Genomic DNA, 12102 nt, shown 5'->3' with positions numbered 1-12102 from the left:
CTGGGTTATTGCTGCACGCGAGATGCCTCGGCTGCGCTCGTCATGACTTTCTGGTGATTTTTAGCCAATACTTACCCAAAATCCTCCACCGCGCCGCTGCCGCGCAGGAAGTTTTCTAATTGGCGGGCGCGGGCCGTTTCGTTGGCCAGTAAGGCCTGGAGGTGTACCAGCCGCTGGCGCATGGCCAGAATGACATCGAGGGCCTCGGGGGCCAAGCCCAACTCGTGGTGGAGGCGGGCCAAGCGCGGCAGGTCATCGGGCTCGTCGACGATGACGGTATCGGGCGTGGGGGCCGAGCGGAGCAGGCCGGCCCGCAAAAAGTCCTGCAAGGCCAAAGCATCCAGCCCATAGCGGGCCGAGCATTCCTGAAACGTGAGGGTGAGAACGTGCATTTCCATGGGGCGCGGAACTACGGGTTAAGCCTCCGGCCGCAGGGCGGCCAGCTGCTGAAACAATTCTTTTTCCTGGTCGGTGAGCTGCTGCGGCAGCGTCAGGTTCAGGCGCAGGTACAAGTCGCCGAACTGGCCTTCTTTGCGGTACACGGGGAAGCCTTTGCCGCGCAGGCGCAGGCGGGTGCCGTTCGGGGTTTCGGGCTTGAGCTTGATTTTGACGGGGCCGCTGAGCGTGTCGACGGTTTGCTCGCCGCCGAGCAGGGCCTTGTAGATGCTCACGGGCACGTCCTGGGTGAGGTCGTCGCCGGTGCGGGCGTAGCGGGCATCGGGCTGGATGCGGAAGGTGATGAGCAAGGAGCCGTTGGGCCCGCCGTTGCGGCCGGGGCCACCCTGGTCGCGCAGCCGGATGGTTTGGCCGTCGGCCAAGCCGGGCTGAATGGTGAGGCGCAGGTTTTTGCCGTTCACCGTGATGGTGCGCGGGCCGCCGTGATAGGCTTCTTCCAGGCTCAGCTCCAGTTCGGCCTGGTAGTCCTGGCCGGCGCCGGGGCGGCTGCTCCGGCCGCCCCCACCGCCCATGTTGCCGAAGAGCGAGCCGAAGAAGTCGGAAAAGTCTTCGCCCTCGCCAAACCCACCGCCAAAGCCGCCCCCGCCGCCTTGGGTGTACTGGCTCCAGTCGAAGCCGCCGCCGGGCTGGCCGCCGCGGCCGGCCCCGCCGCCGGGTTGCTGCTGGTAGCGCTGCCAGTCGGCCCCAAACTGGTCGTACTTCTTGCGCTTCTCGGGGTCGCTGAGGACTTCGTTGGCTTCGTTGATTTCCTTGAATTTCTGCTCGGCGCTTTTGTCGTTGGGGTTCACATCGGGGTGATGCTGGCGGGCGAGCTTGCGGTAGGCCTTCTTGATTTGCTCGGCGGTGGCCGTTTTGTCGAGGCCCAGCGTCTTGTAATAGTCTTTGTAATCCATTGCCGGAGAAAGTTGAAGATGGCCGGGACGCGGCCGGGCAGCAAGTTATTCGGTATTCGTGCATTCGGGGCATCTGGTTGCAACAGGGCGCCAGCGCACGCCGCCGCACCGTTTAAACGGCTTCATTATTTGGGTCGAATGTTCAAAAGCGGCCCTAAATCCCAGTCGCGCCAAACGCCGTACGACTAGACGGCGGCAAATAGGCATCAAAATTGAATGGTCTCCTGCTGAGCGAGTATTTATTGGACAAAATCCAGTTAGCGCTTAGCTCGTAAACCTTTTCTCGTTTTGCATTCGTACATTAAGGCAAGATGAATTCGAATGCAATAAAATGCATAACTTGCGTTCTGTTAACGGTTCACTCGATGCTTAACTTATTCTATTTTTAACTTTTCCATGAAATACCCACCCATTTTCTGGAGCATTATTACCCTGCTGTTTTTTACGGGCTCGGTAGCTCAAGCACAAACCAAGCTGCCGCCCCGTCGCCCGGGAGGCGCCGTACCGGCCCGCGCCAAGCTGGCCGCTAACGGCGAAGGCCGCAAAGACGGCCTGACCATGGCCAGCGGCCGCGTCATCCTCACCGAACTGGGCGTATCGAACCCGCTCACGGCTGAGAAGAAACTAATTAACGGCACGACCATCAGCACCACGGGCCTGGTGACGGCCACCAACGGCACCACCACCCAAATCAACGAGGGCGACCACGTGTCGCTGAGCGGGCGCGTGACCACCCGTCGGGAAATCGTAGTGGCCGACAGCTTAGCGAGAATCAAGTCCTTCGACGCTCTGCACCCGGGCAAGCGCGAAAAGATGGAAAAAGAGCGCAAGAAAAAGGAAGAGGCCAAAGCCAAACTGGCCGAGCAGCGCATCAAAAACAAGGAGAAGGTCGCTGAACGGGCCGCTCGCCGCAAAAAATAAATCCTGACCTTATAGGTCGGCTTCGCGCCGCCTCGCCTTTGGGTGGGGCGGCGCTTGTGTTTGGGCCCCGCCACGTTTTGTGTTGCAGATGCATGGTTTTGTGTAGCTCGCATCTTAAGCGCCGGCCGGAGCTTTGTGATGCTGAAAGGCATTCACTTACAACCTCAACAACATGAGCGACATCAAACGAGTGGCCCTGGGCAGCCAGGGCCTGAAAGTACCGGTAGAAGGCCTGGGCTGCATGGGCATGACCGCCGGCGTGAACGGCATGAGCGTGTACGGCGAGGCCGACGAAACGGAAAGCGTCGCCACCATTCACCGCGCCCTGGAGCTGGGCGTGAACCTGCTCGACACGGCCGACCTCTACGGCCCCATGCTGAACGAGCGGCTGGTGGGCCGGGCCATTGCCGGGCGTCGTCAGGAGGTAATTCTGGCCACCAAATTTGGTTTCGAAGTCGATGACGCCGAAACCTGGACCGGCGGCTACAACGGCCGCCCGGAGTACGTGCGCAAGAGCATTGAACGCTCGTTGCGCAACCTGGGCACCGACTACGTGGACCTCTACTACCTGCACCGCATCGACCCGGCCACGCCGCTGGAAGACACCGTGGGCGCCATGAGCCGGCTGGTGGAAGAAGGCAAGGTACGCTTCCTGGGCTTGAGCGAAGTGACGGCCGACGAGTTGCGCAGGGGGCACGCCGTACACCCCATCACGGCCCTGCAAACCGAGTATTCGCTCTTCGACCGGGGCGTGGAGGCCGACGGTGTGCTGCAAGCCACGCGCGAGTTGGGCATTGGCTTCGTGGGCTATTCGCCGCTGGGCCGGGGCTTTTTATCGGGCGAAATCAAGACGCCGGACGACTTCGAGCCCAACGACTCGCGCCGGTTTTTCCCGCGCTACCAGGGCGAGAATTTCTACAAGAACCTGGCGTTGGTAGAGAAGCTGCAGGCACTGGCGCAGGCCAAGGACGTGACGGCCGCGCAGCTGGCGCTGGCCTGGGTGCTGGCGCAGGGTGTGGTGGCCATTCCGGGCACCAAGCGGCGCAAGTACCTGGAGGCCAACGTAGCCGCTGCCAGCCTCGTGCTCAGCCCGGCCGAGCTGGCCGAGTTGGAAGCCGTTATGCCCATCGGGAGCCAATCGGGCGCGGCCTACCCGGAAGGGTTTTAGGGCGGAGTTGCACAACGCAACGGCGTGGCGAACTTGCTGGCGCACCACCCCGAAAGTTGTCGTTATTAAGGAAGGTCATGCTCCTCCAGGCATGGCCTTCCATCTTATCCGGCTGTAAGCCAAATTCTTATGAAACAGGTTATCAAAGACTTTCGCGTGCTTCATACCGTGACGGACTACACCCGATTTTGCGGGAAGCCGGCCCCGGCGCACCCCCTGCTCACCATCATCGACCTGGAGGAGTCGCGCGGGCAGGCCCCGCCCAAAGGCCTCACGCCAGTGGTGCCGCAGCTCTACAGCATTTGGCTGAAAAAGGGGCTGAAGGGCAACATCCACTACGGCCGGCAGTCCTACGATTTCGGCGAGGGAGTGCTCGGGTTTCAGGCGCCGGGACAGGTGTTTGCCATTGATGAAACGCTGGACTTGTCGGAAATCAGCGGCTGGATGCTGGTGTTCCACCCCGACTTGCTGACCAAGTACCCGCTGGCCAAGAAGATTCTGAGCTACAGCTTCTTCTCCTACGACGTGCACGAGGCGCTGCACCTCTCGGCCAAGGAAGAAGCGGTGCTCGACGGCCTGCTGCGCAACATGAAGGCCGAGTACGAACAGCCCATCGACGCCTTTAGCCAGGACGTGCTCATTTCGCAGCTCGAAGTGCTGCTCAGCTACGCCAACCGCTTCTACCACCGCCAGTTCCTGACGCGGCGCACGCCCGAACACGACCTGCTCAGTCGCTTCGAAGCCTTGCTGACCAGCTACTTTGCCCAGGAGGGCCCGCAGCCGTTGCCCACCGTGCAGCACTTCGCCGATGCCCTGCACGTGTCGCCGGCCTACCTCAGCGACATGCTCCGCACCCTCACCGGCCAAACCACCCAGCAGCACCTGCACCACGCCCTCATCGAGCAAGCCAAGCACCTCTTGCTCAGCACCTCACTCACGGTGAACGAGGCGGCGTTTCGGCTGGGGTTTGAGTACCCGCAGTATTTTACGCGGCTCTTCAAGAGCAAGACCGGGCTGACGCCGGCGGCCTTCCGGTTTTCGGCGCAGTAGGGCGCCGGGCAGCGGCAAAGGGAATGCGGAGCTTACGGCTACCTTCGCAGGCCTTACGTATTCCCGCTCATGCTTTTCTATACCGTAATGAAGCCACTGGTGCAGGTGGCGCTGCGCGTGTTTTTCCGGCGCATGGAAGTGCGGCACCGCGAGCGGCTGAACCTGCCCGGTCCGCTGCTCTTCGCCGGCAACCACCCCAACACCCTCATGGACCCGCTGCTCACGGCCATCCATACCCGGCAGCCGGTAGCGTTTCTGGCCAAAAGCACGTTTTTCGTCAATCCCATTGTGCGGGCCATCATGCAGTCGGGCAATTCCATTCCCATCTACCGGCGGCAAGACGCCGAAGTGGGCGGCGCGCCCGCTACGCCCGAGCAGGTAGCGGCCCAGAACGAGGCCGTTTTCGGCCGCTGCTATGACTACTTAGACAAGGGCGGCACCATCATGATTTTCCCCGAAGGCACCAGCGTGAGCGAGCGCCGCCTGCGTCCGCTCAAAACCGGCGCCGCCCGCATTGCGCTGGGCGCCGAGGCCCGGCACAATTTCAAGCTGGGCCTGAAGGTGGTGCCCATTGCCACCAATTACTTCGACCCCAGCCGCTTTCGGTCCGACGTGCTGCTGAATGTGGCCCCGCCCATTGTGGTGGCCAACTACGCCGATGCCTACGCCCGGGACCCCGAAGCCGCCGCCGACCAGCTCACCGACGCCATTCGGGAGGCGCTGGAGCGGCGTCTCGTCATCACGCGCGACGCGGCCGAGGACGCCTTTGTGCAGCAGGTGGAGCGCACCTTCGGCAGCCACCTCAACCCCGACGACGACCCCAACACGCTCTACGACAACTTCCAGCTCAGCCAGACGCTGCTGCAGGCCCTGGCCTGGTTCGAGCAGCACGCCCCCACCCGCCTGGTGGCCATGCGCCTGCAGTTCCAAACCTATCTGGAAGACCTGCGTCGTCACCGCCTCACCGACGAGGCCGTGGAAGGCCAGCGCCGCGGCACCTTCGCCGGCTTGCTCAACCTGTTTCTGGGGGTACCGGTGTGGATTTACGGCGTGTTGAACAACTATTTGCCCTACATCCTGCCCTCCGTAATAGCCAAGCGGGCCACCAAGGAAGTGGAATTTGTGGCGCCCATCATGCTGGTGGTGGGCATGCTTACCTTTCCGCTAGCCTACACCCTGCAGGCGGCTGCCGTGCACCACTGGCTCACGCACGACTGGCGCCTCACGGCCCTTTACGTGCTCAGCCTGCCCCTCACCGGCTTCTACGCCCTTAGCTACTGGACCACCCTTAGTGCCCGCTTGGAGCGGCTGCGGGTACTGCGTTTCTTCCGCGCCACGCCTACGCTGGGCGAGGAGTTGCTGCAACGGCGCGCGGCCCTGGTGCGGCAGTTGGAGGAGGCCCGCAGAGAGTATCTGACGGGGCGGACGAAGGGATAAGACTTGTCATTGCGAGTGAAGCGTAGCGAAACGCGGCAATCCGTTCTGTCAACACCAAACACTTTCTTTTATCAGAAAGCCCCGGTACCACAATGGCACCGGGGCTTTTTAATTGGGCGTATCACGTTAGCAGGCTGGTCGCTGAGAATAGGACGGATTGCTTCGGCTTCGCCTCGCAATGACAGGCGCCCCACTCGGCCTCCCCTCTTACCCCAGCACCGCGCCCGCCAGCAATGCCACGGCCACGATGGCCACACTCGGCACCTTCTCCCACAGCAGCAGCAGAAACGTGGTGCCCACCAGCAGCGGGTTCAGAGGCAGCGAGTCAATCGGCCCGAGGTGGAAGGGCAAATCCAGCAGCCGGTAGGGCAGCGGGTGGTAGAGCAGGAAAGTGGCCGCGCACACCAGCCCGGCACTCACGGCGTTGATGCCTTCGAGCGAAGCTTTCACCACGCGGTACTGCCGCAGCCGGTCCCAGAAGCGGATGACGAAAAAGATGAGGAAGGTACCCGGCAGAAAAATGCCCGTCACGCCCACCAAGGCCCCGAGTAGTTGCATGTGCGTGCCGCCGGTGGGCCGCATGGCCAGCGCCCCGATATAGGCCGCAATTGAAAAGTTGGGCCCCGGCATGGCCTGCACCAGTCCCAGGCCCGACAGGAACTCCGGCCCCGTGAGGTAGTGCTTAAACTCCACAAATTCAGCGTAGAGCAGCGGGGCCAGCACCTGCCCGCCGCCAAACACCAATGAGCCGTTGCGGTAGAAGTTCTCGAACAGGCGCACCGGCAGCAGGCGCGTGTAGTGCCCCAGCAAGGCCGCCCCCGCCAACGTGCCGAACCACAGAAAAAAGTTGGCCCACTCAATGCGCAGCGGCTTTTTCTCCTGCTCAATGGCATGTTTGCGGTATCGCACCGTCGTCACTGCACCGCCGGCCAGCAGCAGCAGCGGCAGCATCCAGGGCAACTGGAAAAAGTAAGCCAGCATGGCGGCGGCCACCATCAGGCCCACCGCGGTTTTGGTATGGATGACTTTCTCGGAAATCTTGTAGGCCGAAAACGCCACGAAGCCCACAGCCACCGGCTGCACAAACTGCACCAGCGCCGCCACCCGGGCGGGGTCGAGGTAGCTGAGGGTGAGGGCCGCCAGCGTCATGAGCACCACGGCGGGCGTGGCCCACACCACCAGCGTGAGATACGCTAAGTTGGGCCCGCCCAGCCGGAAGCCGATGACAGTAATGGTTTGCGTAGAAGTAGGCCCTGGTAGCAGCGCGCACAGGGCCTGCAGCTCCAGCAGCTCGGCGGCATTTATGTAGCGCCGCTTTTCCACCAGCAGCCGGAAAAACATGGCCAGGTGTGCCTGCGGCCCCCCAAAGGCCGTGCAGGCCAGCAGGGCCACGTCCTTCAGAAAAATAATGCCCCGCACCCGGCGCGTGCGCTGGCCCGAGCGCCGCGGGGGCGGCGTGAGCGAGACTTCGGCGGGGGGCGCAGGGCTGGCAGGCTGCATGGCAGTGGGCAATTGACTTGCCCGAAGATAGGAACCGCACGCGCAAGGCCGACAAGGCCCGGCAGGCATTCCGGCCTTGCCCGGCTCTTTCATTACCAGTACCGCAGTTTCTTGCCAGGCAGCGCGGCCGTGGCCAGCCGGCTCCGGTAAAATAGTGTGCCCGCCCCCGGACCAGGCGCCCGGAATGCTTCCCACACCACCATCACCAGCCGTTGGCTACCGGCGGCTACGTCCAGCGACAGGATGCGCACGCGTGGCGGCCCGGATTCGGCCTTGCCCCGCGGCCGGCCAGTGGCCACGTTGAGCACGGCCAAGTTCCGTTCAGAATCGCGCCACAACAGTTGCTTGCCATTTTTGAGCCAATGCACACTGGCAGCTTTTGGGTAGTGTCGCTCCGAGGCTTGGCGCACCGTCCGGATTTTGCCGGTGGCCAGCTCCAGTTCGTAAATGCTGGGCATGTAGTACTGATGCTCTTTTTCGGGCCGGCCGAGAAAGGCCAGCTTGCGGCCATCGGGCGACCACGTAGGCGGCCCGAACAAGCCTATTCCTGGCGTTGGCAGCACCCGCACCCGGCGGCCGGCCGGCGAGAGCAGCGTGAGCGCCCAGGTACCGGTGTCGAGGCTGTCAGGTTGCCAGCAGGCCAGCAGGCGGCCATCGGGGCTCCAGGCTGGGTACAGGGCGCCGCTGGCGGCAGGCGCCAGGCGGGCCAGGCTGTCGCCGTTGGCCTTCACCCGCCACAACTGGCTGCCACGCTCCAGCACCAGCCAGCCGGTGCGGCCCCAGGCCAGCTGGCAGCCCACGTCGCGCACCAGCCGCTTCTGCGTATGCGTCTTCAGGTTCAGCAGGTAGAGGTGGCGCCGCACCACGCCGGTACTGTCTATTTCGCTGCGCAACGCGGCCACCTGGTTATCATCGGCGGGGTTGAAGCGCGCAGCGCCCCACGCCGGGTACTCAAACCCACCCGTACCGTCCAAGCTGCTGATGACAATCTGCTCGCAAAAACCGGCATTGGGCTGGCTGCGCGAAACTTGCGCCCGCGCCGGCACGGCCAACAGGCAAAGTACTGACAAGGTACCGAGCAGGGCACGCCCCCGCGGCAACCAATAGAAGAATCGCATGGGCTTCGGTTTTTAAGCGCGGGTCAATGCCGGGCCCGGCCGGAAAAAACAATTCCCCGCCGGCCAGCGGGCCAACGGGGAATGTCGAGGATGTATTCAAAAAGCAGCTTATTTCTTCTTCAGGCCCAGCTCAATCAGGCGCTCGTTCAGGAACTCGCCGGCCGTGATGTCGGCTTCCTTCTTGGGGTTGTCGGGCGTCACGCAGTGGTCGAGGGCGGCCAGGCTCATTTCGGAGCGCGGGTGCATGAAGAACGGAATGCTGTAGCGTGAGGTGTTCATTTTCTCGCGGGCGGGGTTCACCACGCGGTGGATGGTGGACTTCAGCACGCCGTTGGTGAGGCGCTGGAGCATGTCGCCCACGTTCACCACAATCTGGTCGGGCAGGGCCGTGATGGGAATCCACTTGTCGTCGCGGCGCTTCACCTGCAGCCCATCGGCGCTGGCGCCCATTAGCAAAGTAATCAGGTTGATGTCGCCGTGTTCGGCGGCGCGCACAGCGTCGGCTGGCACCGCGTCCGGGTCTTCGATGGGGAAGTAGTGAATGGGGCGCAGGATGCTGTTGCCGTGCTTCACCTTGTCGTCGAAGTAGTTTTCGGGCAGGTGCAGGTACAGCGCAATGGCGCGCAGCACGTCCTGGCCGGCGCTTTCGAGCGTGCGGTAGGCGCGGAAAGTGCTTTCCTTAAAGGAGGGCACTTCCTCGGGCCAGATGTTGGCCGGGTACTCGTTCTTGATGGGGTCCTCGGTTTCTACTTCCTGGCCCACGTGGTAGAACTCCTTCAGGTCGCCGGTGTTGCGGCCCTTGGCGTGCTCCTTGCCCTTGCTGATGTAGCCGCGCTGGCCGGCCAGCTCGGGGTTTTCGTAGCGCTGCTTGGCGGCGTCGGGCAGTTGGAAAAATGCCTGCACGTCGGCGTACAATTGTTTGGTTTGTTCGTCGTTGAGGCCGTGGTTTTTCAGGGCCACGAAACCAATGTTTTGGTAGGCCTCGCCGAGCTGCTGCACGAAGCGGGCCTTGCGCTCGGGGTCGCCGGAGCGGAAATCGGCGAGGTCGAGCGAGGGAATTTGGTCAAGAAGTTGGTCTTGCATGGGAAATTTAGGTTTACTTTGAGCCGTCAAGCCTTCCAGAGGCCGGGAGGCAAGGCCGCAAGATAAGAAAAACCCTGAACCGGCTGCCCTGCGTAAGCGGGTGCGGCTTCGGGTCTACCCCCTAAAATTACTGCCAAACTTTTTTTGAGCTTCTTTTACACCATGAAAACTTCCCATTGGCTGCTGTGCAGCACCCTGACGCTGGCCGCCCTTGCCGGTTGCGAGACGAGCAAGCCGGCCACCGACGTGAGCGCCTCCGCTGGCACGGCCGGTACCCCCAACCGCACCAGCACCTCGGGAGAAAGCATGGAGTCGAACGGCATCCGCCTGACGCCCTTCAACGACTCGCCCAAATTCCCGGAAGCGCAGATGCAGCTGCGGCAGCCCATTGGCAATTCCACTGTGCCCAGCGGCGAGGTCTCGTTTAACTACCAGATTACCAATTTCCAGCTCACGAAAATGAGCGGCGGCCCGCATATGGGCGAGATGGCCAACTCGATGAAAGGCCAGCACATCCACAACATCGTGGACAACGAGCCCTACACCGCCCACTACGAAACCACCTTCACCAAGGCCATTCCCGATGGCCAGCACGTGGTGCTGTCCTTCCTGTCGCGCTCCTACCACGAGAGCCTCAAACACCGCGGCGCCTACGACCTGCGCGTTATCAACGTGGGCAACGGCACGCCGCCCGCCACGCCCATCATCAACGTGAACGGCCCCAACCTGTTCTACAGCCGCCCCAAAGACACCTACTCCGGCGCCGATGCCAAGCGCATCATGCTGGACTTTTACCTCGTAAACACCACCCTGGAGGCCGGCGGAAACCGCGTGCGCGCCACCATCAACGGCACCGAGTTCATGCTCGACCGCTGGATGCCTTACATGATGGAAGGCCTGCCCGCCGGCGAAAACACCGTGAAATTGGAACTGGTGGACAGCAGCGGCACGCTCATCCCCGGCCCGTACAACTCCGTGACGCGGAAGTTTACGGTGGCTCCGTAAGCAGCAACCCGTTATTTTTTTGTTATTGAATTGAAAAAGTCTCTTGGCTCGGCCGGGAGACTTTTTCAATTCCTGCCGTTTCGTATTCCGGTTCTACCTTGCCCGCCATGCCGTCCGATTCGCTCAACGCTGCCAGCACGCTCGCCTCCCTGCTCACCCGCGAGCACGTGCTGCGCGCCCTGCGCCAGATAGCGCGCGAAGGCCGGCCGCTGCCGCCCAGCACCGTGTACGAACTGGTGTACCGGGGCCGCCGATACCCGCCCCGCGCCGTGGCCGAGCTGGCCTACCGCCTGGCCACCGGCAACCCCGCCGCCCACTGGCCCCGCGCCGCCGGCGCGCCCACCAATGCCCTGCTCGAAGGCCTCGACTTCACCATCAGCACCAAGCGGCCGGTGCTCACCTCCGGCTCAGGCCCCGACGGCGAAGAAGTGGCCCGCCAGCAGGCCGAGGACTTGTACACCGGCCTGCCCAAAGACACGCCCGAAGCCCCGCTGCCCAGCGCTGCCGCCGAGCCGGGCGCCCCCTACGCGCCCCCGGCTTATTCCCGCACCCAGGCACTGGCCGAATTATTTATTGACGAAACTGCCCTCGATGCGGCCCTGGCCGGCCTGCAGCGCCGCCGCAACCTGCTGCTGCAAGGCCCGCCCGGCACGGGCAAGACCTTTCTGGCCCGGCGCCTGGCTTGGCTGCTGCTCGGTGCCCAGGACGAGCGCCGCGTGGAGCTGGTCCAGTTTCACCCCAGCTACGGCTACGAGGACTTCATGCTGGGCTTCCGGCCCGATGCGGAGGGGCAGTTCCACCTGGTACCGGGCGTGCTGCCGCTGCTGTGCCAGCGCGCCGCGGCCGACCCCGGCCGGCCCTATTTTCTGCTGATTGACGAAGTGAACCGCGGCAACGTGCCCCGCATATTCGGTGAGCTGCTGCTGCTGCTCGAAGCCGACAAGCGCGGCCCGGCCCACGCCCTGCGCCTGCCCTACGCTCCGCCCGATGCGCCCCGGTTTTTCGTGCCCGAGAATTTGTACGTCATCGGCACGCTCAACCTGGCCGACCGGTCGCTCAGCCCGCTCGACTATGCGCTGCGCCGCCGCTTCGCCTTCGTGGCGCTGGCACCGCAGTTTGGTGCGCCGCTCCGGCAGTACCTGACGGCGCGCCAGGTGCCCGAGGCCGTAATTGAACAGCTGTGCACCCGCATGGCCGCGCTCAATCAGGCTATTGCCGACGACCCCGAGCTGGGCCCTGACTTCGAAATCGGCCACAGCTACTTCTGCCAGCCGCCCGCGGAGCCGGCCCAGGCCACCGCGTGGCTGCGGCTGATTATTGAGCAGGAAATCGGCCCGCTGCTGGCCGACTACTGGCGCGAACAGCCCGCCACGGCCGCGGCGCAGCTACGTAAGCTGCTGGCGTAAGAGCGCACCGAACGGGTAAAGTAGTAGTTGCAAAAGCAGTACTTTTGGGGCATATTATTTCATCG

General features: G+C 63.3%; 11 protein-coding genes. 6 read left to right on the top strand and 5 right to left on the bottom strand.

Annotated features, from left to right (window positions below; all coding sequences use genetic code 11):
* Window positions 1–71 precede the first annotated feature (71 nt).
* The gene (locus MTP16_RS07460) at window positions 72–398 is read right to left on the bottom strand and encodes a chaperone modulator CbpM (protein WP_243517544.1); all 327 of its coding nucleotides are present in this window, start codon (window positions 396–398) and stop codon (window positions 72–74) included.
* Between the two features lie 18 nt (window positions 399–416).
* Entirely contained in the window at window positions 417–1349 is a 933-nt protein-coding gene (locus MTP16_RS07455) for a DnaJ C-terminal domain-containing protein (protein ID WP_243517540.1), read from the bottom strand.
* 396 nt (window positions 1350–1745) lie between these two features.
* On the opposite strand from MTP16_RS07455, the gene MTP16_RS07450 reads away from it, so the two are divergent.
* From MTP16_RS07450 to MTP16_RS07435, 4 genes are all read left to right on the top strand, one after another.
* On the top strand, window positions 1746–2270 hold the full coding sequence (locus tag MTP16_RS07450; RefSeq protein WP_243517539.1) for a DUF6799 domain-containing protein: 525 nt from the start codon (window positions 1746–1748) through the stop codon (window positions 2268–2270).
* Between the two features lie 172 nt (window positions 2271–2442).
* Complete coding sequence (locus MTP16_RS07445; protein WP_243517536.1) at window positions 2443–3438, top strand: aldo/keto reductase; 996 nt, start codon at window positions 2443–2445, stop codon at window positions 3436–3438.
* A 129-nt stretch (window positions 3439–3567) separates the two neighbouring features.
* A complete protein-coding gene (locus MTP16_RS07440; protein WP_243517535.1) occupies window positions 3568–4488 on the top strand; it encodes a helix-turn-helix domain-containing protein in 921 nt (306 codons plus the stop codon).
* A 69-nt stretch (window positions 4489–4557) separates the two neighbouring features.
* Window positions 4558–5925, top strand: coding sequence for a lysophospholipid acyltransferase family protein (locus tag MTP16_RS07435; protein WP_243517531.1), 1368 nt, complete (start codon window positions 4558–4560; stop codon window positions 5923–5925).
* A 207-nt stretch (window positions 5926–6132) separates the two neighbouring features.
* Here MTP16_RS07435 and chrA read toward each other — a convergent pair whose 3' ends face one another.
* The 3 genes from chrA to MTP16_RS07420 all read right to left on the bottom strand — a co-directional run bounded on the left by chrA (window position 6133) and on the right by MTP16_RS07420 (window position 9626).
* Window positions 6133–7425 carry a chromate efflux transporter gene (gene chrA, locus MTP16_RS07430; protein ID WP_243517528.1) on the bottom strand — a complete coding sequence of 431 codons (1293 nt, stop codon included), beginning with the start codon at window positions 7423–7425 and terminating at the stop codon, window positions 6133–6135.
* A 92-nt stretch (window positions 7426–7517) separates the two neighbouring features.
* Window positions 7518–8495, bottom strand: coding sequence for a TolB family protein (locus tag MTP16_RS07425; RefSeq protein ID WP_243517525.1), 978 nt, complete (start codon window positions 8493–8495; stop codon window positions 7518–7520).
* A 156-nt stretch (window positions 8496–8651) separates the two neighbouring features.
* Window positions 8652–9626, bottom strand: coding sequence for an isopenicillin N synthase family dioxygenase (locus MTP16_RS07420; protein ID WP_243517522.1), 975 nt, complete (start codon window positions 9624–9626; stop codon window positions 8652–8654).
* A 162-nt stretch (window positions 9627–9788) separates the two neighbouring features.
* Here MTP16_RS07420 and MTP16_RS07415 point away from each other — a divergent pair, with 162 nt between their 5' ends.
* Together MTP16_RS07415 and MTP16_RS07410 are read left to right on the top strand one after the other, a co-directional pair.
* A complete protein-coding gene (locus MTP16_RS07415) occupies window positions 9789–10631 on the top strand; it encodes a hypothetical protein (RefSeq protein WP_243517520.1) in 843 nt (280 codons plus the stop codon).
* Between the two features lie 107 nt (window positions 10632–10738).
* On the top strand, window positions 10739–12037 hold the full coding sequence (locus MTP16_RS07410) for an AAA family ATPase (protein ID WP_243517517.1): 1299 nt from the start codon (window positions 10739–10741) through the stop codon (window positions 12035–12037).
* Window positions 12038–12102: the final 65 nt, after the last annotated feature.

Source organism: Hymenobacter monticola (assembly GCF_022811645.1).
GTDB classification, from domain to species: Bacteria; Bacteroidota; Bacteroidia; order Cytophagales; family Hymenobacteraceae; genus Hymenobacter; species Hymenobacter monticola.
This window is presented reverse-complemented; position numbering and strand designations above follow the sequence as displayed.